Below are 22,403 nucleotides of genomic sequence, written 5' to 3' on the forward strand. Positions count from 1 at the left end.
AATAATAGACAGTAGGTGATAATAAATGGCAGATAAGACCGTCAAAGAACTGGCAGATATGGTAGGCAAAACCGCAAGTGCTGTACAACAGCAATTGGTAGATGCTGGACTGCCTGCTCGTGCAGAAGGTGACCTAGTCACTGAGCTTGAGCAAGAGAAGTTGGTGACGTATTTAAAGCAAAGTCATGGTCAGCAAGAAAAGCGTCGTATTAGTCTTAAATCTAAGACAACTAGTACTGCGCGCGTGACCGGCTCTTCAGGTAAATCTAAGAGCGTCAATGTGGAAGTGCGTAAAAAGAAAGTATTTGAAAAGCCTGATCCAGAAAAAATGGCTGAAGAGTTGGCTGCGCGTGAGCAAGCGATGATTGAGTCGCAAGAACGTGCTGCTAAAGATGCTGAAGAGCGTGCTGCTACCAAGAAAAAATCTGAAGAACGTCAAGCTGCAACCTTGGCTGCAATGCGTGCAAGCTTAGGCTCTAGCAAAAAGTCAGATGATAAAAACGACGATATCTCAACCTCAGTGGTTGTGAAAAAAGGTGGCAAAACCACTGTCGAAGTAAAACCTAAAGACCAACCGAAGAAAAAAGTTGCAGCGACGAAACCGAAAGTTGAAACGGCAGTTGAGCGTAAAGCGCGCGAAATGCGTGAGAAAGAAGAAGCTCGTTTACGTGAAATCGAAACAGAAACACGCCGCGCTCAAGCTGAAGAAGCACAGAAACGTACGCTTGAACAAATGCGTAAAATGGCTGGAAAATATACAGATCAGCCTGCTTCTGAAGTTCGTAAAGACGAGCCACTAGCTGAAGGTTTGGTTGGTGATGCCTTAGAAGAATCGTTTGAAAAAGAACGTCGTGAAATCAAGCGTGGCACCAGTAGTACTAGTGCTCGTGGCCGTGGTCGTCGTAAGAATCAAGATGAGCGTGAAATCAAAAACCGTAAAAACGGTTTGCGTTCAACGCAAGCATCACAGCATAAGTTCGAAAAACCTGTTGAAAAAATTGTTTACGATGTTGAGATTAGTGAACAAATTACAGTCGCAGATCTTGCTCAACGTATGGCAGTTAAAGCGCGCGAAGTCACCAAATTGCTTATGAAAATGGGTGAGATGGCTCGTGAGTCAGATACGATTGATCAAGCGACAGCAAGTTTGCTCGTTGAAGAGATGGGTCACAATCCAGTACTAGTTAGTGATACTAAGGTTGAAGACGATCTACAAGACGCCGTTGATGAGCGTAGCAGTAACGTTCAAACTCGTCCGCCAGTAGTCACGATCATGGGTCACGTCGATCACGGTAAGACATCATTACTTGATAAAATTCGTGAAACAAAAGTGGCAACTGGTGAAGCAGGTGGTATTACTCAGCATATCGGTGCTTATCACGTTAAGACCGATCGTGGTGTGATTACCTTCCTTGATACTCCAGGTCACGCGGCCTTTAGTGCTATGCGTTCACGCGGTGCACAGGCGACTGATATTGTTGTGTTAGTTGTTGCCGCTGATGATGGTATGATGCCGCAAACAGCAGAAGCTATTGATCATGCTCGTGCTGCTGGTACGCCAATTATCGTTGCAATCAATAAAATGGATAAGCCAAGCGCTGATCCAGATCGCGTCCTTAATGAATTGACTGCTAAAGAAGTCGTTTCAGAAGAGTGGGGCGGCGATACCCCAATGGCTCGCATCTCAGCCAAAACCGGCGATGGTATTGATGAGCTGTTAGAACTTATTAGCCTACAAGCTGAACTAATGGAGCTAGAAGCACCGTTAGATGGCGCTGCTCAAGGTGTGGTCATTGAATCAAGACTTGAAAAAGGGCGCGGTCCGGTTGTTAGTGTCTTAGTCAAAAAAGGCACATTGAAGCAAGGTGACTTGGTCTTGGCTGGCGAGCATTATGGTAAAGTTCGTGCGATGACTGATGAACATGGTAAGCGTATTCAATCAGCAGGTCCTTCTATCCCTGTAGAAATTTTAGGCCTACCTGAAACGCCAGCAGCTGGCAGCGAGTTCTTAGTCTTAACCGACGAGAAAAAAGCTCGCGAAGTGGCAGAGTTTAGAAGTAACCGTGAGCGTGAGCGTCAACTTGAACGTCAGAATGCCATGCGTTTAGAAAGCATGTTTGATCAGATGGAACAAGGCGATGTGTCATTCTTGAATATCGTATTGAAAACCGATGTTCGTGGTTCGCTTGAAGCACTGCTTTCTGCATTGAATGAGCTATCAACTGATGAAGTTAAAGTCAGAGTAATCAGCTCAGGCGTCGGTCCTATCTCTGAATCTGATGTGACACTTGCAGAATCTAGCGAAGCGGTATTGTTAGGTTTCAATGTTCGTGCTGATGCGACCGCACGTCGCAAAGCGGATGCCGCCAACATGGATATCCGTTATTACAGCGTTATCTATGGTTTGATTGATGATGTGAAAGCAGCTATGAGTGGTATGCTTGCGCCAGAACATCGTGAGAAAATCCTTGGTGTTGCAGACGTTCGTGAAGTATTCCGTTCTAGTAAGTTCGGTGCTGCTGCTGGTTGTATGGTGGTTGAAGGTACAATTTATCGCAACAAACCGATCCGCGTATTGCGTGATGACCAAGTTATCTTTACCGGTCAATTGCAATCATTGCGTCGCTATAAAGAAGACGTTAATGAAGTACGTACTGGCATGGAATGCGGTATGGCTGTTCGTGGCTATGATGTCGAAGCTGGCGATAAGATCGAAGTCTTTGAAATCCAAGAGTTTGCACGTACTATCTAACGTTACAGTTCGATAGCAGGATATCTAATCATGCAATATGCTTAATCAGCTGAGCAGATTAGTATCTTCTTAATATCTAGCTGTACTTAGGCCTAACAGGTACATCCTGCTAGGCCTTTTTTACCAACTATTAGTCCTAAAATTTGTTAATAAGCCAATATATCAATCAGCGAAAATAAGCCATATTAAAGTAAGGTAAAAATATGAACCAACGTCTACAACGCTTAGCCGACCAAATTCAGCGTGAGCTTGCTGTTCTCATCCGTGATGCAGTCAATGACCCTCGTTTAACTGGTTTTGTCACTATTTCTAGTGTCAAAGTTAGTCCTGATTTAGGATATGCTGATGTCTATGTCACCATCATGGAGCCTGAGCTTAACGATTCCATGAATAAGACCAATCATGAAGAGAGTATCAAAGTACTTAATAAAGCGGCGGGCTTTTTGCGCACCGAATTAAGCCACAGCCTAAAAACACGTACCACACCACGCTTGCGTTTTCATTATGACGAAGTGACTGCTCGTGGTAATTACATGATGGATTTAATCAGTAAAGCAGTGATTAAGACTGAAGAAAATGAGTCTGACGAGCAAGAAAACGAAGAGTAGAAGGGTAAAAGTCGTTATGTCTATCGCATCTACGCAAGCGGATAAAAAGTCTAGTAATCACTCTAACAAGATTAAAGTCTCGGGTGTTATTTTAGTTGATAAACCTAAAGGTATGACTTCACAGCAAGTGGTGTCAAAGGTGAAGTATCTTTTTAAGTCGCCAAATCATGACAGTAAAAAAGCGGGGCACACAGGGACACTTGATCCAATGGCAACCGGTCTATTGCCGATTTGTATGGGTGAAGCGACGAAATTTAGTCATTATCAGCTAGATGCAGATAAATCTTATCAAGCAACTATTCTACTTGGTGGTCAAACTGATACGGGTGATGCCGATGGTCAAATCGTTGCACAAGCACCCATTCCAAAATTTGATCATGTCCTTTTAGACAAAGTCGCCCAGCAGTTTTTAGGTGCTCAGCAGCAGATACCACCGATGTATTCTGCACTAAAAAAAGATGGCAAAAAACTCTATGAGTATGCTCGTGCGGGAATCGAGGTAGAACGAGCGCCTAGAGATATTGTAATCAAGGCCATTGATTTAAAAGCGCTTGATCATGAGAAAATTCAATTGACAGTGACCTGTACTAAAGGTACTTATGTGCGTGTACTCGGTGAAGACATCGCCAAAGCGATGGGTACATTAGGGCATTTGACTGCATTACGCCGTACGCAGGTTGGTGATTTTAAAATCAATGATGCGATTACTTTGCCAGACTTAGAAGCATTAGTGTTCGATAACAGGCAAGAGCAATTGATGCCGGTAGATGCTTGCATTAATATTGAAGCTGAGATGGTGTTGACGGTTGAGCAGTGTGAGCGTATACACATGGGTCAACGTTTGAATGTATTTGAGCAGCTGACAGACAGTCTGCGCGACTATATTTCAACTAGTATTAGCCATCAGTCGTCTGTGTCAGAAAACAACGATATTCAACTAGATAGTGATATGGTTAGTAGTGACGATGACCAACAACCCTTGATCCATGAGATTCCAGCTGATATTCGTTTGATAAATCAGCAAGGGCATTTTCTTGGATTGGGTGCCGTAAGTCTCAACGGTAGATTGCAGCCTAAAAAATTAATCCAGCGTTAATGTTACGGTTCTTATATAACCCTCGTTTAAACACGATTTAGCTTACTAATAGTTTACACTAATCACATATCCTCACATTTTATTGCAGGTTTCACCTATGGTGGAACCTGTTTTTTTTGTACTTTAGATCTACCGGATAGGAAGTCTGGATAGAAAAATAAATCGAACTAAGACTCTAACAATAAGAACATAAAAAATAATAAGATAAAAAGTCATATATCAAAAATAAAAACTAGGTTCGAAAGAGAATATTTAATAGGAACAAGATGGGTCAGAGGAAGACTATATAGCCAATAATAATAACGACTCATAAAAATAAAGTATGAATAATAAAACAACTAAAAGAAAATCACTCATAACGAAAAAAGGAATATCATGAAAACCATCGCTTTTTTACTACACAATAACTTCGAGCAAGCAGAATACGAAGAGGTTAATAATCAACTCAAAGGTAAAGGTTACAAGACACTTCTTATAACCACAAATAAAGAAAAAGAAGTGCAAGCCATGCAGCAAGATGTAGACAAAGGCGACACCTTTATTGCTGATATTTTTGCAAAAGACGCAAACATTTCTGATTATGATGCGTTGGTATTACCAGGTGGTACTGTCAATGCGGATACGATTCGTGGCAATGAAGAGGCTCATAGTATTATCAATGCTATCAATGATGCAGGCAAGCCATTAGCTGTCATTTGCCATGCTCCTTGGGCACTTATCAATACAGGTATTGCCAAAGGTAAAACGCTCACTGCTTATCATACGCTGCAGATAGATTTAGAAAACGCTGGTGCAAAATTTGTAGATCAAACAGTACAGGTAGACGGTAATTTGATTACCTCACGTAATCCAGATGATATCAGCAATTTCGTTGATGCTATTGATAAGGCATTATCTTAATTTTTCTACCCATTTACTGAATAATTAATTATTTATATTTCTTAAACGTTCACAACCGTAACTGAGGAAAACATTATGTCAAATTCTAATCCAAACGATACCAAGCTTGAGCAACAACGTTCTGAGTCAGCAACTGCAGCGCTTAAAAACCAAACTGAGAACAATCATACTGAAGATAGTGAAGCCGCAGCAGATCGTATTGCGGAAAACCTAGGAAATGCTAAAGAAGACAAGTAGAGTACGTAAAGTGTCATCCATAATAAGGTGACACTGATATATTTGCTTATCATCTCAATATCACTGATGACATTTGCATCTCAATGTAAAAAGTATAAAGCAGCTACTTCAAAAAATAATAATTCAGGAGCTAATATGAGTAATTCATTGAATAACATGGATGAGCAAGAAAAAGAGATTGAAAGGCTTGCAGAAGACATCAATCCTAGCGAGCATGCTACTCCTGATAGTTTAGCAGAAGTTACCACAGCTGCACCGCTTGAAGATGATGAACTAGGCGGTAACGCGACGGAAGATGACGTCAAGAAATAAGCAAATTCTATTGCCTATTGACGGATGATTTAACTATAAAAAATAAATCTGACTTTACAAGTATTATGAAAAACTGCTGCTAGTTCAGCAGTTTTTTGTTATAATCACCGTCACATTTACATTAGGTTGAGATAAGACATCGTGCTTCATAGGCTGTCCAAAACGGATAGTTATATTAAGTGGTCTCTCATCGCAGCTTATTCTAAATGGTCGTTATGACTCATTAGCTTGTCGTACACTAGGTCAACTCTAGTAATGCAGGGTTGTCCTGAATGACGTGCAGGCTATTTTATTTACTATTCTACTGCTTTAGATTTTACTCAAATTCGAGAATGTCTTAAAGCTTTTAGCATTGCCGGAGATATTTATGCTAACTAATACCGATCGCGAACAAATCATTGCTCAATACCAACGTGGCGAAAATGACACTGGTTCTCCAGAAGTTCAAGTAGCTCTATTGAGTGCTCGTATCAACGATTTGCAGAACCATTTTAAAGCACATAAAGCTGACCATCATAGCCGTCGCGGTCTTATCCGTATGGTTAACACGCGTCGTAAATTGCTTGATTACCTAAAAGGTAAAGATCTTGGTCGTTACACCACGCTTATCAGCCAGTTAGGTCTACGTCGTTAATCTAACGACAATAGTACGAGTGGATGCTAAGATAAAAGAAGCCATCATATGGTGCTATTTTAGAATTTTTTCTGATTCGCTTGGAACTTGCTTGTTGCTATCGATAAAATAGATTTTTCTAAAAACGGTGTGGAATAGTTTCACGCCGTTTTTTTATGCTTATTCATTTTCAAGATTGACTTTGGATAGCATTGGTTACAAAGACCAATTCAAAGTAGGTAATAGAAGTTTTCGTAAAAATAGTAATACTAGAGCCTAGAGCTAAGTGTTTTCTATCGATAATTGCTGTGTTCCGCAATTCATTGGTCAATGGCTATAAATCACTGTAAAATAATGCCTTGTGAGTTTGATAGTATATCTACTACATATATGGTGACTATTTATAAAATACCCGTTTCTTAGCTTATAGAATAGCTAGCTGCGCTAATACCTGACTCTCAAAAGCGCAGAAAAATAGCCTATAGGGTTTTTAGCACCGAAGTCTTTTGACTTAAGGTCTTTTTGATAGTATTTATAGTAAAGCCAAAATTGAATGACCAAATATACACAATAGTACGATGTCTAGCACCGATAGGCATATGGAATAACTAGGTAATGTTATTGGCACTGGTTGAGATGATTTCTGAGAGAAAGACTGTCAATTATTAGTCATATACACTAGTAGTCACATACACAGAATTTTAATGAAAAATATCAGCTTTTTATAATGCTGATATTACTTTCGTCAGTCAACATTAGGAAGATTATATGACAATGTTTAACACCATTAAGCGTGAATTTCAGTATGGCAACCAACAGGTTGTGATCGAGACAGGTCGTATTGCTCGTCAAGCAAACTCTATCTTAGTACATATGGGCGGCGTTACGGTACTTGTCGCAGCAGTGGTAAAGTCAGAGGCTAAAGAAGGTCAAAACTTCTTTCCGCTAACGGTCAACTATCAAGAAAAAATGTATGCAGCGGGCAAAATCCCAGGTGCCTATGGCAAACGTGAAGGTCGTGCAAGCGAGTTCGAAACCCTAACCTCACGCTTGATTGACCGCCCGATTCGTCCGCTATTCCCTGAAGGTTATGTTAACGAAATTCAAATTACGGCAACGGTTGTTTCATCAGATAAGACTCAGTCTGCAGATATCGCAGCCTTAATCGGTGCCTCAGCAGCATTGGCCATCTCTGATGCGCCATTCAATGGTCCAGTCGCAGCTGCTCGTGTTGGCTTTATCAACGGCGAGTACATCCTGAACCCAACGATTGAGCAGCTTAAAGAGAGCGATCTTGACTTGGTTGTGGCTGGTACGAAGTCTGCGGTACTAATGGTTGAATCTGAAGCAGCAGAGCTGTCAGAAGATCAGATGCTAGGCGCGGTACTATATGGTCATCAGCAACAGCAAATCGTTATTGATAACATTGCTTCAATGGCAGAAGAAATTGGTACTGCTAAGCAGCAGTATACTGCCCCTGAGCGTGATCAAGCGCTTACTAGCAGCATGAAAGAGCAGTTTGGTGAGCAAGTTGCTGACGCTTATACGATTACTGATAAGCAAGCTCGTTATACTAAGCTTGATGAAATCAAGCAATCAATTATCGATGCACTTGCTGGTGATGCTGAGTCAGAAACTTACGCTGATACAGTATCTGAGCTTAAAGAAATTTATAACGATCTTAAATATCGTACGGTTCGTGACAACATCTTGTCAGGCAAGCCGCGTATTGATGGTCGTGATCTTGAGACTGTTCGTGCCCTTGACGTACAAGTTGGTGTATTGCCATACACGCATGGTTCAGCATTGTTCACACGCGGTGAAACGCAAGCATTGGTTACGACCACGCTTGGTAACAGCCGTGATGTCAACATGATTGACTCACTAGGTGGCACGATTCGTGACCATTTCATGCTGCATTACAACTTCCCGCATTTCTCAGTTGGTGAAACAGGTCGTGAAGGTATTCCAAAACGTCGTGAAATCGGTCATGGCCGTTTAGCACGTCGCGGTGTACAAGCGATGCTACCAGATAGCGAACGCTTCCCGTATGTCATCCGTGTGGTATCAGAGATTACCGAGTCAAACGGTTCATCTTCTATGGCGTCTGTTTGCGGTGCAAGCTTGGCATTGATGGATGCTGGCGTACCAATCAAAGCACCGGTTGCTGGTATCGCGATGGGTCTAGTAAAAGAAGGCGAGCGCTTTGCCGTATTGTCTGACATCTTAGGTGATGAAGATCATCTAGGCGATATGGACTTTAAAGTAGCCGGTTCTAAAAACGGTATTACTGCGCTGCAGATGGACATCAAAATCGAAGGTATTACCCCTGATATCATGGAGCAAGCGCTTAAGCAAGCCCATGCGGGTCGTATCCACATCCTAGACGCGATGAATAAAGTATTGCCTGAGAGCCGTACTGAAATCAATGCTCATGCACCTAACTATGCGGTTATCGAAATCAATCCTGATAAAATCCGTGATGTCATCGGTAAAGGTGGCGCGATGATCCGTCAGCTAACTGAAGAGACTGGCGCCGTTATCGATATCGATGATGGTGGCACGATTCGTATCTTTGGTGAGAACAAAGCGGCAACTAAAGCAGCTATCGGTAGAATCGAAGCGTTGACGGCAGAAGTTGAAGTGGGCAAAACTTATGAAGGTACGGTTGCTCGTATCGTTGATTTTGGCGCGTTTATTAATGTCTTGCCAAACACTGATGGCTTGGTACACATCTCACAAATTGCTGAAGAGCGCGTTGAGAATGTTTCTGACTATCTAAAAGAAGGTCAGATCGTTAAAGTCTTCGTCCAAGACGTCGATAACCGTGGTCGTATTAAATTGACTATGAAAGGTATCGAGCAAAGCTAATCGATATCTAATGTAGTCAACATATAAAAACCGCTTTAAGTCTCTCGTCATGAGTGCTTAAGGCGGTTTTTTTATGGGTGTAAAATCTTATTTGCAGTAGAGTATCTTATTAAAGTAACTGGTCTATATCAAAGTGGTTAGTCTATATTAAAGTCTTTAGGAAGATGAATATCGATTCGAACTTTAGGCAAGTCTTGTAGGTGCTGTAAGAGTAACGGTAAGATATCAGCGTGCCAGTCTAACGCAAGTGAGCCTGTGTTTGCTAAATTGGCTGCGTTAGAAACGTTGGCTGTCTCATTTCGTAAGTGGTTATGAATAAGGGGACGTGCCAGTAGGGCAATTCTACGAATACCTTGATAACGTATAAGCGGGATAAGCTGCTCAGATAAATCATTCAACGCGGCAATTAACCATTGTGACCGTGTGGGGTGGTAAGGATGATTTGATACCACAAGATTAGCGATATAACTGGGCTGATTACCATTACTGCTGATACTTAAACCAGCTTGCTCAAGCATGCGTTTCTGCAGTAAGCAACTACCTACACGTAAACTGCCATCACGGCATGCACGATAGTAACGTTGATAATTATCAGCAAATAAAATCTTAGCTTTTGTGAGAACAGGATCTAAAAGAATCCCTGCAGTATTGACTGGTAGAATAAGCAGCTGCGCGCTACTATTTAAGATAGGGGCGTGGGTAAGTTGCAAAGTCGCCATTGTCAGCCCCTTGATAAAAGTATAAATAATGAGCTACTGTTTGTCGCCGTTTGTCTCGGCTTCTAATTGCGCTATTTGTTGTTCAAGTAGGGCGATTTGCTCAGCCTTCATTGTCGTCAATTGCTTATTCATGACCAGCTGTTCAGCAGCGAGTTTTTTTTGTTCAGCGAAGCGCTGTTTTTCATCTGCTAAGCGATCTATTTCTTCTTTAGCAAGACTATCTGTTTCTGGCAAAGCCGCATTTAAGATCGCATCAGCATTAGGTATTTGATTGACTGTGTTTGTCTCATCAGTATTTAACGTTAAGTCACTATTGTTTGAACTATTGTCATTATTACCTAAAGGCGTAGCATCTAATTGAGTAGCGCTATCTGGTTCAGTCGTCGGTGGTGTACTTTCGATAGGCGCAGTATTAGTGTCTATCGAATTGTTTTTCCAGACCAAGTAGCCAATCAGTAATGCCGCTAATATAATAATTGACAACCATTTCTGGCGTGACTTACTGGGCTTTTTTTTCAGTGACCTGGTTGACAGACGACGCATTTTTTGGCTTTTCATACTATAGTCGATTTATGTTAGAAATATAAGTAGCCATACTATAGCAAACTCAAAATAAAAAGCCTATCTATTGCTAGATAGGCTGGTAGCTATTAAGACTTGACGTTTAATATTTAAGGCTTGAATTTTACTGTGCCGCTGGTACCAGTAGCCATAGCATCACGTGCAATTTGGTCTTCAGCATGGTTTTTGGCACTGATGGCATCAGGGTCAGGGCGATGTTCGCTATGTCCACATAATGTGCATTCAATATACTCATCAGGTTCTGGGGTGATGACGTTTATTTGTACCACCGCATCCATCGCTTGACACTTAGGGCAGCGAACACCAGATAAAAACTGCCGCTTTGGTCGCGTTGATTGATAGCGCATTTAGATAACCTCGTGCGTCGTTTGGGCATTGCTTTCAATGTTGGCAGCATCGTCATTTTTAGCGTTATCAAAACCGCTATGACGTAATAACGCATCAATGCTGGCGCTACGACCACGGAAGTTTTCAAAGTTGGTCTTGGCAGGGAAACTACCACCAACGGATAAAATTGTCTCACGGAAGGCTTTACCAGTGACAGGGTTAAAAATACCTTCTTCTTCAAACTTGCTAAAGGCATCTGCCGATAGCAACTCTGCCCATTTATACGAGTAATAACCTGCCGCATAGCCGCCTGCAAAGATATGACTAAAGCCGTTGGCAAAACGGTTGTAGTCAGGTGTCTGCATGATAGCAATGTCGTTTCGAACGGTATTTAGCGTGGCTAATATACCGTCATAATCTAGCGCTGGCGTATGCGCATGAATCAATAAGTCAAACAGTGCAAATTCGATTTGACGCAGGGTTTGCATGCCGCTTTGGAAATTCTTCACCGCCAATAACGCTGCAAGTTTGTCTGTTGGTAATGGCGCACCTGTTTCGACATGACTGCTAATCAGCGCTATACCTTCGGCATCCCATGCCCAGTTTTCCATAAATTGGCTAGGTAACTCGACTGCGTCCCACTCAACGCCATTGACACCAGCGACATCACCGACCGTCACTTGGGTTAACAGGTGATGTAGGCCGTGACCAAACTCATGGAATAGAGTCAATACTTCATCATGCGTCAATAAGCTTGGTTTGCCATCGAGGGCAGGGGTAAAGTTGCCGACCATAAAGCAAACGGGCAGCTGCTGATGATTTTTTTCACTGTAAGTATAACGTGACTGAAAACCACTCATCCAAGCGCCGCCGCGTTTACCACTGCGTGCAAATAAGTCAAAGTAAAAGCCACCAAGCAAGTTATCATCAGCATCAAACAACTGATAAAAGCTGACATCGTCGTGCCAGCGTGATACGGATTCACTTTGCTCTTGGACTTTGATACCGTACAGACGCTCAACGATGGCAAATAATCCGCTAATTACTTTTGGTAAGGGAAAGTACGGGCGGATTTCTTCTTGCGATAAGCTGAACTCGCTTTGTTTGACTTTTTCGGCGACATACGCACTGTCCCACGCCTGTAACTCCTCAATATCATAATCCTGCGCATACTTTTGCAACTGAGCTAAGTCTTGCTTAGCCGCTGGAGTTGCTTGCGTGGCCAAACTCCGTAAAAAGGTTTCTACTTCTGCCACGTTATCTGCCATTTTAGTCGATAGTGAGACTTCTGCATAATTGTCAAAACCTAATAGCTTGGCTTTTTGCTCACGTAATTGCAGAATTTGACTCATGATATCGGCGTTGTTTAGCGACTCACCTTTGGCATTGGTATGCGCATCAAACTCAGAAGCACGGGTGACATAAGCACGGTACATAGTCTCACGCAAACTGCGATCATCCGCATGCGTCATGATAGAGAGATAGACAGGAATGTTTAAACTTGCCACATAATAAGGTGTTGGTAGCGCTTCAATATCATCTTGCGTGAGTGCACCGCTGGCAAGCTGATTGGCTTTATATTGCTCACCTACATCTGCCAATAATGCCAAACCACTTTCGGTTAGACCTGCCAATTGCTCTTGCTGCAGCGGTAAGGCATAAGCTTGGGTGGCATCCAATACGTTATCTGAAAAGGTCGCTGATAAGGTAGATAGCTGACTTTGAATAGCTGCAAACTTTTCTTGTTCATCTTTTGGTAATGCGACACCTGACAGCTCAAAACTGCGTAGCGCAAGCTCAATAGCCCGCGCTCGTGCAGGCTCAAGCGCAGCAAAAAATGCTGTGTCATTGACGATAGTTTGATAACGATTAAATAGCGGCTGATGCTGTCCCACACGTGTGCCATAAGCCGATAGTGTGGGTAACAGTTCATGATGGACATGACGAATGTCGTCATTGCTCATGACACTATTCAGGTGCGATAAGATGCCCCAACTGCGATCCAATGCCAGATTAATATGATCAAAAGTCATCACATCGGCTAGCGCTTGCTCAGCACTGATATTAGCAGCGCTGTTATGGCTGTCAGTATCTGCGCTCATCTCATCTAAAAATGTATTGGCTGCATCGATGGAACTGATGACATGGCTTTGTAAGGTACTTGGCGAAACGTTGTCAAAATCGACAAGGCGTAAATCTGCAGGAAGGGTTTTCATAAAAGTATCCGATATCTGATCGTAGTGAATGAATTATTATTGAGTAAACGTCGCTTTATATAAGAGATTGGCTTGCCGTGACATCTAGAACATCATTAGCGTTGTGTTATTTTTCTTTTTTTGCTGTCTTATCGATAAGCTATATAAAAGATGGGTTCGTTTGACGAAAATACAACCTAATTATTGACTATATAAAAAGTGAAGCGAGTAGATAGTGAATATTAAACAGGTTTAAAGTCGATCAGTCAGGCTTTTAGAACAATACAGAGTGTTCTACTTACAAAGCGCTATCATTTGCTTGCAAATTAACCCTACAGCGAGTGAGGCTTGACTGCTAGCATCAAGGCAACGGAATAAAAAGATTAAGTACTACTGATAGCAAAAACTATTAATCAGTTGACTCATAGCAAAAATCACAATGTTAAAAGTAAATGATAATAAAACAAGGAGCAATAAATGAAAGCGACTCTCAAAAGTTTACGTGAAACCAAAGCCAATCCTGCGGTTAGTATCTTTGTTAAGACTCATCGCGAGCATCCTGCTAATGATCAAGATCCCATTGCCCTGAAGAACCAATTAAAAGTGGCTGAAGAACGTTTAACCAACGAATACGATAAGCGCACAGCGACGACCATACTCGATAAGATTCATGATAAAACCAAAGGGCTCAATCACAACTTAAATCTTGATACCTTAGCTATTTTTGCTAGTACCGAGGATGTGCAAGTCATCCGTATGCCGATTGACACCACGGAGCGTGTGGTGATTTCACATCGTTTTGCGACTCGAGATTTGGTTCGTGATATGGCAAGCGCGGTGCATTATTACACCTTGGTGCTCACTCGTGATAATGCCCGCTTGATTGAAGCGTCTAATGATCGCGTGGTGAGAGAGTTCGATAAGGACGATGACCTGCAAAAAAATATGGATAATATTCCATTTCCTATTGAAAACAATGGTTTGTATACGACAGGCGACAGTGGCTCAGATCGCTCATCTAATAATGAAAGCAGCTATCTAAAAGAGTTTTTTAATCAGGTGGATAAAAGCGTACAAGAGCTGTGGGGTGAGCACAAAATGCCTTTGGTCGTCGTTGGCGATGCTAAAAATATCGGCTACTATAAAGAAGTTTGTGATCGTCCAGACAACATCATTGCCACAGTGTCAAATGCGACCAATCTAGAAGATGGTAGTGCTCAGCATATTATCAATAGTGTGCAAGAGGCGGTGGAAGGCTATCGTACATCACTGCATCAAGCTGCCATGGGTGAGATTGATAAAGCACGCGGTGCCAATATGTTGCAAACAGATCTACAAGAAGTCTACCGCAGTGCCTTCCAAGGTGCAGGCGAGACGCTTTATGTCCGTCGTGGTTATATAAAATCGGCCAAAATTGATGAAAAGGCACAGACTTTGAGTCTTGCAGATGATGCGGCTTCAGAAGGCGTTACTGATGATGCCATTGGCGAAATCATTGAGCATGTCATTCATAATGGTGGCGAAGCAGTATTTATGCCACAAGATATTATGGGCGAAGATCAGCCAATTGCTTTGGTGACACGCTATTAGTTGATAGATAGTGGCTATTAATTGCTAGCTAGATAGTGCCTATTGATGACAATCCTTTGCGAATTCGCCATTGATAGAAGATAGGTATAATATGGGAGCATTGGTTCGATAAGAATCAATGCTCTTTTTACATTGATGATATATTAAGCCTTTATCTAAAACTTATACTTGATTGCTTTAGGTTGTTAAATGATGCTAAATAACATACCAAATACTCTCATGCTATTTAGCGTCACAGCAATGATAGCCTTTAGCTCCAGTCTCAGTATGGCAGAGACAGATATGAATAATATATCTGTGAGCCATCTATCATGGGGTCAATTGCCGCCTTCTATTCAAAACTATTATCAAATAGACTCTAAAAAAAATAAAATGAGGCTAAAGACCAAAGATATTGTTGCTATTCGTTCTTGGATTGGCACAGTAGGAGAACAGTATTTGGTTCAATTACAGCGTTTCAACTCAACCAATAGCCCTGACGAGCCAGCAGGAGAGGTCTTCACGCATTTATATGTTATAGATGAACAAGAGGCTTTACGAGTATGGCAAATATATGATTATGTACCCTGCGATGGGTTAGATGTAATCGCAGAATTCGCTAAAAACACCGCCGTAGTGACTGATATTAATAATAACGGTGTTGTCGAAGTGAGTGTGCCTTATTATCTCGGTTGTCGTGGTGACGTAAGTTATGATGAGATGAAAGTAATCATGTACGAAGGGCAGCAAAAATTTGCTGTACGTGGTAACTCTGCAATTTGTAACGCCAAGACAGACCAGCCAGTTGATGCTACTGGTTATTACGGTGGTGACTACAAGATTGATGAAAAATTACTACAGCAATCAGCGCTATCAGCTCCTCAAAAATCAGTATTTAGGCGTCACTTGCAATCAGTGTGGCGAGATAATCAATGTTCCATTTATTTTAAGTATGATGACTAATTTTATGACTACCACAACCTCTTTTGTGCTAACCAGCTATAACATTCATAAAGGCATGTCGCCGATGAATCGCCAAGTTAAAATACAAGGTATCGCCCAAGCGCTCGATATTATTGGCTCCGATGTACTGTGTCTCCAAGAAGTGCAAGGTCAGAATCTTAAGCGCAATATGCAGTACAACGAATATCCTGATCAATCGCAACATGAATGGTTTGGTGAGTATTTACAGCTGCAAAATAGCTATGGTAAAAACTCAGAATATGACAATGGTCATCACGGTAATGCAGTATTAAGCCGCTTTCCGCTTGATCCCAAGCATAATGTCAATATTACTGTCAATAAGCTTGAGCAGCGCGGCGTTTTGCACTGCGAAGTACAACCAGTAGGATGGGATGTACCAGTCGTCGTATTGTGTGCGCACCTAAATTTGTTTGAGCGTGATCGCATCAAGCAATATGAAGCCATTGCCAACTATGTCCGCAATGAGATTGCACCTGATCAACCACTGATTTTGGCAGGAGATTTTAATGATTGGAAAAAAATGTCTTGTGATAAGCTGGCTACTAGCTTGGGTATGACCGAAGCTTTCAAGCATTGTCATGGCAAACTGCTGCCAACTTTCCCAGCCAAGCTTCCTGTGCTGAGCTTAGATCGTATTTATGTGCGTAATCTAAGAGTGAAAAATGCATGGGTGCATACGGGCAAACCATGGTCGACACTGTCTGATCATCTGCCGCTCAGTGCGGAATTGGCACATTTATAAATGATTATTAGATAAGCTTAAGTTATTCACTAAAAATAAAATTGAATGCAAAAATAAAGCAATAGATACCTATAAGGATATATAACGATGTCTACTCTTTCTCATAACCCGCTACCAACGACCCAACATGCCGTACTCATACGTGAGTTTGGCGAACCTGAAGTGATGAGCTATCAAGAGGATGTGGCCATTCCTGTGTTAACAGACAATCAGGTATTGGTCAAAGTTGCTTACGTGGGTATCAATCCTGTCGATTACAAAACGCGTCAAGGCAAAGGCTGGGGCGCTGATGCCATTCAAAAAAACAAGTTTGATAAAAATGAGCCTGCAATTTTGGGCTTTGATATGTCAGGCACTGTGGTCGATAGTCGTAGTGAGCAGTTTACTATCGGTACACAGGTCGCTGCCCTGACTTTTCATGGTGGCTGTTATGCAGAGTATGTAGCAGTCGATGCTGACATGCTGGCAAAAGTACCGGATTCTGTCACGTTACAGCAAGCAGGTGCGCTGCCTTGTATTGGACAGACGGCGATACAGTTTGTAGAGTTTGCAGATATTCAAAATGGTGAGCATGTGGTGATAAACGCGCCAGCAGGCGGCGTGGGTCACTTGTTGATTCAGCTGCTCATGGATAAAGTGGCTAAAAACAATATCAAGGTGACTGTTATTTGCTCACCAGAAAAATATGCCAAGCTTGATGAAATAATAGATACCAATCAGCTTACAGGTTGGATTGATTATACCAAAGATGGTGAATTCCCTGAATTAAAGGCAGATGTGCTACTGGATTTGGTCGGTAATGAGGCAGGCGTGCGCGCGCTTAGCGTTCTCAAATCAGGCGGACGCGTGAATGTATTACCAACCATTTGGGTGGATAAACTCAAAGAAGCGGGTAGCCAGAAACAGTTAAAGGTAGCAGGTTATAAGGCGCAGCGTAGTGGTGAAGATATGGTGCGAGTTTTACAGCTCGTTGCAGATGGTAAGCTAACGCTACGTATTCAGCAAACCTATCCATTGTCTGAAGTGGTCGCGGCTCATCATGAGCTACAAAAAGGTGCTGCTTTTGGCAAGATCGTTTTAAAAGTGAGCTAGGACATGTCTTCAATCTGAAGGCATGCGACTAAGTGGGCTAAAAATGGTTAAATCTTTCTAGACTGCATCAAATAGCACTGTTAATATTCCGATATTAACGGTGCTATTTTCCTTGTTTGGCTACCGTTTAGCTCATTTTTATCACCATTTTCAAAACGAGGACGCGCTCTAGCTTAGGGCGTGTCTGCAATTCATTTTACAATGAACGATAGTGCATGCCAGGTAGAGCATTGACTTAAAATTACGAGCTAACTTTTCATATCTAGTAGCGATGCTACGGAAGTGCTTAAGCCTTGCAAACATATTCTCGACAAGATGGCGTAATTTGTACAAATAGCTATCAAACTTTGGGTTAGGTTGTTTAGCATTACTTCTTTTAGGAATGATAGGAGTCATGCCATGCATGCAGGCTTTATCTCTAATAGCTTGTGAATCATATGCTTTATCGGCAATAAAAAAATCAGCTTGACCTATCATTTCAATTAATGCCCCTGCAACTTGACTGTCGTGAACTTCACCCCCAGTGATTTCAAAATTGAGCGGATATCCATCGGCATCACAGGATAAATGTATCTTTGTAGTTGCGCCGCCACAGCTTCGTCCAATTGCTCTATCTTCACCATACCTAGCTCCACTTGCATGCTGGTGACACCGTACATAGCTTCCGTCTGTGAATATCCATTCCGTATCAATTTCTTTGCGTAAGCTAAAAAAAACTCTCCCTTAAACCCGTTTTAGACCAACGATTAAAGCGACTATAAGCGGTTTGCCATGAACATAACTCTTTAGGAATATCACGCCAAGGCGCTCCTGTGCGTAGTTTCCAAAGTATGGCTTCCATGACCTCTCGACTATTTTGAGTCTGATAGCAACCGTGCTCTATCATAGTCGCTTGCAATTGCTCCCAAAGCCTATCTGTTAATGCTTTTCTCGCCATAATTGGTATGTCTCGCATCTTTCAATAGATGCGTTATTGTAGCTATTATTTATAGCTTATCCAATTGAAGACACACCCTATATTAAGTTACATTAATTTAATGCGGTAGCACTTTTCGAAACGTGAGGCTGATTCGCCCTGATGTGACAGTTTTAGTTTTTGTAATGGTATGCATCCAAAAATCCTGCGTATCGCCATGCATAACGATAAGCTGACCGGACTCAAGATATAGCTCAACTTTGACGGGCTTGTTCTTTTGTCTAATAGTTTTATGCTTAAAAACAAATTTTCGCCTAGCACCGAGCGATAAAGAAGCAATAATCGGCTGCGCGCCCAGCTCTTTTTCATCATCGGCATGATAACCCATGCCATCAGCACCAGAGGGATAGTGGTTAAGTAAGCAAGAATTAAAATCAACGTTGATACCAATACTTGATAACTGCTGCTCAATATGTCGTTTTACGTGCAACATCTGCTTTGTCCATGGAATGGCTCGACGCGTCTGTCCAGAGTAATAATAACTGACATCGTTGTCACCCATCCAGACGATTTGGCGAGTGGTAACATGTGTTTTACCAAACAACGTCACGATGTCAGACTGCCAAGGTAGCTCATTTAGTAAATTCTCATACAGAGCGTTAGCCTCAAGAATAACTATTCCTAAGTCATTGACCTGACCATCATAAGGCAATAGGTTATCAGTCGGTGTAGAGGCAAAGAGGTCAGTCATGACTTAGATGGCTCAGCTTATTCATGACTATGATAATGCTCATTGATAACTTGAGCACATAATTCAGGTGCTTCCATCGGCAGTAGATGACCATAATCTAACAAAGATATGATGCTGTCATCAGGGACGAATTTTTGCCATTGTTGTCGCACTTTATGGTTGATAAACAACGTCGGCTTACCAGTGATAAGTGTATAAGGACAGCTTAATTGCTTGAGGGCGGTATCAATATGCGGCGCGCCGAAATAGTTGGCGAGCTCCTGCTCAGGCGCAAATATCAGCGTGTAACTGCCATTGGTATCTTTGGATAAACTTTGCTCTGCAAATACCCGCAAATGCGCATCACTCATTCGCCTATAAGCACGTTGAGCGCGTAAGTTCTCATAATAATCATCGATGCTTGCCCAAGTAGATTGTTTGGTGAGAGTGCTTTTAAACGGTTCGCGACTAAGCAGAAGCTTACGCGGCAATAGATTATAGAGTCGGGCTTGTGGTTTGGTAAACGTCACAGGCTCTATTAAATATAGCTGTGAAAACAGATCTGGGCGCTGGGCTGCAGCGATGGCAGTGGCAGTGGCTCCTTGCGAATGACCAATACCAACGATGGGTTTGTCTTGCGTTTTTTCTAAAAATTCAATAAGTATCTCAGCATCCTGCTCGCGTGTAAGACGACGGCGCTGCGGCTTGTCATACCAATAGCCACGAAGTGCAAGCGAGCTGATTTTGAAGTCAGTTGCCAGCGCATTTAATAAGGGACTATAAGTACCAACGGTAAAACTATTGCCACCATAAAAGTGTGCTGGCACGCGAGAGGCAGTACTTGACTGTATCGATGGCGTAAGCTGGCTAAGGTTATAGTAGCGCGCTTGTTTTCCACTAATATTAATATTTTTTGCAAATGCTTTCATAATGTACACACCTCCTTGTGTCTGATTTTTAATGAAAATTAAGGGTTGTACTTAGCTGTCTTCACCTAAAAATCCGCCACTTTGACGGTGCCACAAGCGAGCATAAACACCGTGTAGATTTAATAATTCATTATGGCTGCCTTGTTCGATAATTTGACCTTTATCCATGACCACCAATCGATCAAGTGCGGCAATGGTAGAGAGACGATGGGCAATCGCAATAACCGTTTTACCTGTCATAATGTCATTCAGGCTTTCGGTAATGGCAAATTCAATCTCAGAGTCAAGGGCGCTGGTCGCTTCGTCCAATAGTAAGATGGGCGCATTTTTTAGCATAACACGTGAGATGGCGATACGCTGACGTTGACCGCCAGAGAGCTTGACGCCGCGCTCACCGACTTGGGTATCAAGTCCTGTATTGCCTTTATCATCATATAAGTCTTTGATAAAGTCCCATGCTTGTGCTTGCTTGGCAGCCGTAATAATTTCTTCATCGGTTGCATCAGGACGACCGTAAGCGATATTTTCACGTACTGTGCGATGTAGCAAAGACGTATCTTGCGTCACCATACCTATCTGCTGGCGCAAAGACTCTTGGGTGACTTCATCAATTGCTTGTCCATCGATTAGGATTTTACCGCTATCAACATCAAAGAAGCGTAACAATAAATTAACCAAGGTAGATTTACCGGCACCTGAGCGTCCAACCAAGCCTATTTTTTCGCCAGGTTTAATGTCCAAATAAAAGTTATCGAGCAGTTTAGTCTTCGTAGTAGGCGTTGCTGATGTTTTCACTGTATCTAAGCTATCGCCTTCAACAGCGTCGCTATCATTCTCATAACTGAAATCAACATGATCGAAAACGATACGACCTTCGGTGACTTTCAAAGCGGGTGCATTGGGCTTATCAACGATTTTTTGCGGTGCTGATAAGGTACGCATGCCATCTTGTACGGTTCCGATACTTTCAAACAGACTGGCAGTCTGCCACATGATCCAACGAGTCAAACCGTTTAAACGTAGTGCCATGGCTGTCGCGGCAGCAATCGCACCGACACCGACCGCGCCTTGTTGCCATAAATATAAGCCAATAGCCGCAGTGCCACTAACCAAAATCACACTGATTAGATGGGTTGATACTTCTAAATAACTGACCCAGCGCATCTGTGCATGGACGGTACCTAAAAATTGCCCCATGGCATTTTTGGCATAACTCAGCTCACGGCGTGAATGGCTAAACAGCTTGACGGTCATGATATTGGCATAAGCATCGGTAATGCGGCCAGTCATCAAAGCACGGGCATCTGCTTGCACAATGGCAGTTTGTTTGAGCTTAGGTATATAGTACCAAATGGTCAGCGCAACCAAGACCAACCAAACAATGAACGGGATTAATAATAGGCTGTCCAGATTAAATAAAATGACACCTGACGTAATAAAATAAACGGTGACATACATAAACATGTCGGTGACGGTCATGACTGTATCACGTACGGCCAGTGCGGTTTGCATTACTTTGGCTGAGACACGTCCAGAGAATTCATCTTGATAAAACTGCATCGATTGCCCAAGCATCCGCTGGTGAAAGCGCCAGCGCATTTGCATGGGAAAGACGCCTTGCAAGGTCTGAAAATGGATGAATGATGACAATGCAATCCATAGCGGACTCATGATCATGACGGCTAGCATGAGCAGTAGCATATCGCCTTTTTCTAACCACAGATTCTGCGGTGTATAGACGCCTAGCCAGTCAACAATATTCCCAATCCAAGCAAATAGCATCGCTTCATAGATGCCAATGCCCGCAGACAAAATCATAAATATCAATAGCCAGCCACGTAAACCGTTGGTACACGCCCACAAGAACTTTAGCATGCCATCACGGGGTGAAGGTAGCGGCATAGGGGTTTCAGGAAAGGCAGGGAGGCGAGTTTCAAAAAATCGAAATAGAGCATTCATAGGCAGTCATAAAACATCAATAGCAGTACGCCAAAATCAACGACATTACTCGTTATTTTGAATCTTTACTTTTGTTATTAGGATTGAGTGCTATTTTAGCAAACTTCCCAATCAGACCTGCATGCTAATTGTAAATTGACTGCTAAAGAGCTACTTGTCAGCAGTCGAATAAAAGCCAATAAATAGATTGCTGTGCAAGAAATACTTTGTTACATTCTATGGATTTATCCCAATTGGCAGTTCGCGCTTTGTCTTCAGTATATGAATGAT

General features: G+C 42.3%; 20 protein-coding genes. 12 read left to right on the plus strand and 8 right to left on the minus strand.

Going from position 1 to position 22,403, the window contains the following annotated elements:
- Positions 1-25 precede the first annotated feature (25 nt).
- The 8 genes from infB (at position 26) to pnp (ending at position 9,389) form a co-directional block, all read left to right on the plus strand.
- A complete protein-coding gene (infB, locus tag C8D84_RS05185; protein WP_045443021.1) occupies positions 26-2,752 on the plus strand; it encodes a translation initiation factor IF-2 in 2,727 nt (908 codons plus the stop codon).
- A gap of 203 nt (positions 2,753-2,955) precedes the next feature.
- The gene (locus tag C8D84_RS05190; RefSeq protein WP_045443024.1) at positions 2,956-3,360 is read left to right on the plus strand and encodes a ribosome-binding factor A; all 405 of its coding nucleotides are present in this window, start codon (positions 2,956-2,958) and stop codon (positions 3,358-3,360) included.
- A gap of 16 nt (positions 3,361-3,376) precedes the next feature.
- Positions 3,377-4,456, plus strand: a complete 1,080-nt coding sequence (gene truB / locus C8D84_RS05195; RefSeq protein WP_109590576.1) for a tRNA pseudouridine(55) synthase TruB — start codon at positions 3,377-3,379, stop codon at positions 4,454-4,456.
- 375 nt (positions 4,457-4,831) lie between these two features.
- Positions 4,832-5,356: a type 1 glutamine amidotransferase domain-containing protein gene (locus tag C8D84_RS05200; protein ID WP_109590578.1), complete on the plus strand. Its 525-nt coding sequence runs from the start codon at positions 4,832-4,834 to the stop codon at positions 5,354-5,356.
- A gap of 75 nt (positions 5,357-5,431) precedes the next feature.
- On the plus strand, positions 5,432-5,593 hold the full coding sequence (locus C8D84_RS13730; protein WP_170108274.1) for a hypothetical protein: 162 nt from the start codon (positions 5,432-5,434) through the stop codon (positions 5,591-5,593).
- Positions 5,594-5,728: 135 nt separating this feature from the next.
- Complete coding sequence (locus C8D84_RS13735; protein ID WP_170108275.1) at positions 5,729-5,905, plus strand: hypothetical protein; 177 nt, start codon at positions 5,729-5,731, stop codon at positions 5,903-5,905.
- Positions 5,906-6,272: 367 nt separating this feature from the next.
- A complete protein-coding gene (gene rpsO, locus C8D84_RS05205; RefSeq protein WP_045443035.1) occupies positions 6,273-6,539 on the plus strand; it encodes a 30S ribosomal protein S15 in 267 nt (88 codons plus the stop codon).
- A gap of 747 nt (positions 6,540-7,286) precedes the next feature.
- Positions 7,287-9,389: a polyribonucleotide nucleotidyltransferase gene (gene pnp / locus C8D84_RS05210; protein WP_109590580.1), complete on the plus strand. Its 2,103-nt coding sequence runs from the start codon at positions 7,287-7,289 to the stop codon at positions 9,387-9,389.
- Positions 9,390-9,526: 137 nt separating this feature from the next.
- Here the strand turns inward: pnp and C8D84_RS05215 are convergent, their stop codons facing one another.
- The 4 genes from C8D84_RS05215 to C8D84_RS05230 all read right to left on the minus strand — a co-directional run bounded on the left by C8D84_RS05215 (position 9,527) and on the right by C8D84_RS05230 (position 13,233).
- Positions 9,527-10,108: a hypothetical protein gene (locus C8D84_RS05215; protein ID WP_109590582.1), complete on the minus strand. Its 582-nt coding sequence runs from the start codon at positions 10,106-10,108 to the stop codon at positions 9,527-9,529.
- A gap of 33 nt (positions 10,109-10,141) precedes the next feature.
- Positions 10,142-10,666, minus strand: coding sequence for a hypothetical protein (locus tag C8D84_RS05220; protein WP_109590584.1), 525 nt, complete (start codon positions 10,664-10,666; stop codon positions 10,142-10,144).
- A 113-nt stretch (positions 10,667-10,779) separates the two neighbouring features.
- The gene (locus C8D84_RS05225) at positions 10,780-11,037 is read right to left on the minus strand and encodes a YheV family putative zinc ribbon protein (RefSeq protein ID WP_109590586.1); all 258 of its coding nucleotides are present in this window, start codon (positions 11,035-11,037) and stop codon (positions 10,780-10,782) included.
- On the minus strand, positions 11,038-13,233 hold the full coding sequence (locus C8D84_RS05230; protein WP_109590588.1) for a M3 family metallopeptidase: 2,196 nt from the start codon (positions 13,231-13,233) through the stop codon (positions 11,038-11,040).
- Between the two features lie 456 nt (positions 13,234-13,689).
- On the opposite strand from C8D84_RS05230, the gene C8D84_RS05235 reads away from it, so the two are divergent.
- The 4 genes from C8D84_RS05235 (at position 13,690) to C8D84_RS05250 (ending at position 17,599) form a co-directional block, all read left to right on the plus strand.
- On the plus strand, positions 13,690-14,802 hold the full coding sequence (locus tag C8D84_RS05235) for an AOC03_06830 family ribosome hibernation factor (protein ID WP_109590590.1): 1,113 nt from the start codon (positions 13,690-13,692) through the stop codon (positions 14,800-14,802).
- Positions 14,803-15,084: 282 nt separating this feature from the next.
- Complete coding sequence (locus C8D84_RS05240) at positions 15,085-15,744, plus strand: M949_RS01915 family surface polysaccharide biosynthesis protein (RefSeq protein ID WP_146192884.1); 660 nt, start codon at positions 15,085-15,087, stop codon at positions 15,742-15,744.
- A 4-nt stretch (positions 15,745-15,748) separates the two neighbouring features.
- A complete protein-coding gene (locus C8D84_RS05245; protein WP_109590756.1) occupies positions 15,749-16,507 on the plus strand; it encodes an endonuclease/exonuclease/phosphatase family protein in 759 nt (252 codons plus the stop codon).
- An 87-nt stretch (positions 16,508-16,594) separates the two neighbouring features.
- A complete protein-coding gene (locus C8D84_RS05250) occupies positions 16,595-17,599 on the plus strand; it encodes an NADP-dependent oxidoreductase (RefSeq protein WP_109590594.1) in 1,005 nt (334 codons plus the stop codon).
- Positions 17,600-17,767: 168 nt separating this feature from the next.
- Here the strand turns inward: C8D84_RS05250 and C8D84_RS05255 are convergent.
- The 4 genes from C8D84_RS05255 to C8D84_RS05270 form a co-directional block, all read right to left on the minus strand.
- Positions 17,768-18,536 (minus strand): IS5 family transposase gene (locus tag C8D84_RS05255; RefSeq protein WP_407691871.1). Its coding sequence is split into 2 segments (ribosomal slippage): positions 17,768-18,323 and positions 18,322-18,536, totalling 771 coding nucleotides; the frame shifts between segments, so codons are not numbered across the junction.
- A gap of 97 nt (positions 18,537-18,633) precedes the next feature.
- A complete protein-coding gene (locus tag C8D84_RS05260) occupies positions 18,634-19,266 on the minus strand; it encodes an alpha-ketoglutarate-dependent dioxygenase AlkB family protein (RefSeq protein ID WP_109590598.1) in 633 nt (210 codons plus the stop codon).
- Between the two features lie 17 nt (positions 19,267-19,283).
- On the minus strand, positions 19,284-20,174 hold the full coding sequence (locus C8D84_RS05265; protein ID WP_109590599.1) for an alpha/beta fold hydrolase: 891 nt from the start codon (positions 20,172-20,174) through the stop codon (positions 19,284-19,286).
- 51 nt (positions 20,175-20,225) lie between these two features.
- On the minus strand, positions 20,226-22,133 hold the full coding sequence (locus tag C8D84_RS05270) for an ABC transporter ATP-binding protein (RefSeq protein WP_109590601.1): 1,908 nt from the start codon (positions 22,131-22,133) through the stop codon (positions 20,226-20,228).
- Positions 22,134-22,403: the final 270 nt, after the last annotated feature.

The sequence above is a fragment of the Psychrobacter immobilis genome (genome assembly GCF_003148585.1).
Lineage (GTDB): Bacteria > Pseudomonadota > Gammaproteobacteria > Pseudomonadales > Moraxellaceae > Psychrobacter > Psychrobacter immobilis.

Coding starts and splice junctions, on each gene's coding strand:
- C8D84_RS05240 (WP_146192884.1), top strand. CDS start 15,085: ATGAATAATATATCTGTGAGCCATCTATCATGGGGTCAATTGCCGCCT.
- pnp (WP_109590580.1), top strand. CDS start 7,287: ATGACAATGTTTAACACCATTAAGCGTGAATTTCAGTATGGCAACCAA.
- C8D84_RS05265 (WP_109590599.1), bottom strand. CDS start 20,174: ATGAAAGCATTTGCAAAAAATATTAATATTAGTGGAAAACAAGCGCGC.
- C8D84_RS05190 (WP_045443024.1), top strand. CDS start 2,956: ATGAACCAACGTCTACAACGCTTAGCCGACCAAATTCAGCGTGAGCTT.
- C8D84_RS05260 (WP_109590598.1), bottom strand. CDS start 19,266: ATGACTGACCTCTTTGCCTCTACACCGACTGATAACCTATTGCCTTAT.
- rpsO (WP_045443035.1), top strand. CDS start 6,273: ATGCTAACTAATACCGATCGCGAACAAATCATTGCTCAATACCAACGT.
- C8D84_RS05230 (WP_109590588.1), bottom strand. CDS start 13,233: ATGAAAACCCTTCCTGCAGATTTACGCCTTGTCGATTTTGACAACGTT.
- C8D84_RS05235 (WP_109590590.1), top strand. CDS start 13,690: ATGAAAGCGACTCTCAAAAGTTTACGTGAAACCAAAGCCAATCCTGCG.
- C8D84_RS05250 (WP_109590594.1), top strand. CDS start 16,595: ATGTCTACTCTTTCTCATAACCCGCTACCAACGACCCAACATGCCGTA.
- C8D84_RS13735 (WP_170108275.1), top strand. CDS start 5,729: ATGAGTAATTCATTGAATAACATGGATGAGCAAGAAAAAGAGATTGAA.
- truB (WP_109590576.1), top strand. CDS start 3,377: ATGTCTATCGCATCTACGCAAGCGGATAAAAAGTCTAGTAATCACTCT.
- infB (WP_045443021.1), top strand. CDS start 26: ATGGCAGATAAGACCGTCAAAGAACTGGCAGATATGGTAGGCAAAACC.
- C8D84_RS05200 (WP_109590578.1), top strand. CDS start 4,832: ATGAAAACCATCGCTTTTTTACTACACAATAACTTCGAGCAAGCAGAA.
- C8D84_RS13730 (WP_170108274.1), top strand. CDS start 5,432: ATGTCAAATTCTAATCCAAACGATACCAAGCTTGAGCAACAACGTTCT.
- C8D84_RS05220 (WP_109590584.1), bottom strand. CDS start 10,666: ATGAAAAGCCAAAAAATGCGTCGTCTGTCAACCAGGTCACTGAAAAAA.
- C8D84_RS05245 (WP_109590756.1), top strand. CDS start 15,749: ATGACTACCACAACCTCTTTTGTGCTAACCAGCTATAACATTCATAAA.
- C8D84_RS05225 (WP_109590586.1), bottom strand. CDS start 11,037: ATGCGCTATCAATCAACGCGACCAAAGCGGCAGTTTTTATCTGGTGTT.
- C8D84_RS05215 (WP_109590582.1), bottom strand. CDS start 10,108: ATGGCGACTTTGCAACTTACCCACGCCCCTATCTTAAATAGTAGCGCG.
- C8D84_RS05270 (WP_109590601.1), bottom strand. CDS start 22,133: ATGAATGCTCTATTTCGATTTTTTGAAACTCGCCTCCCTGCCTTTCCT.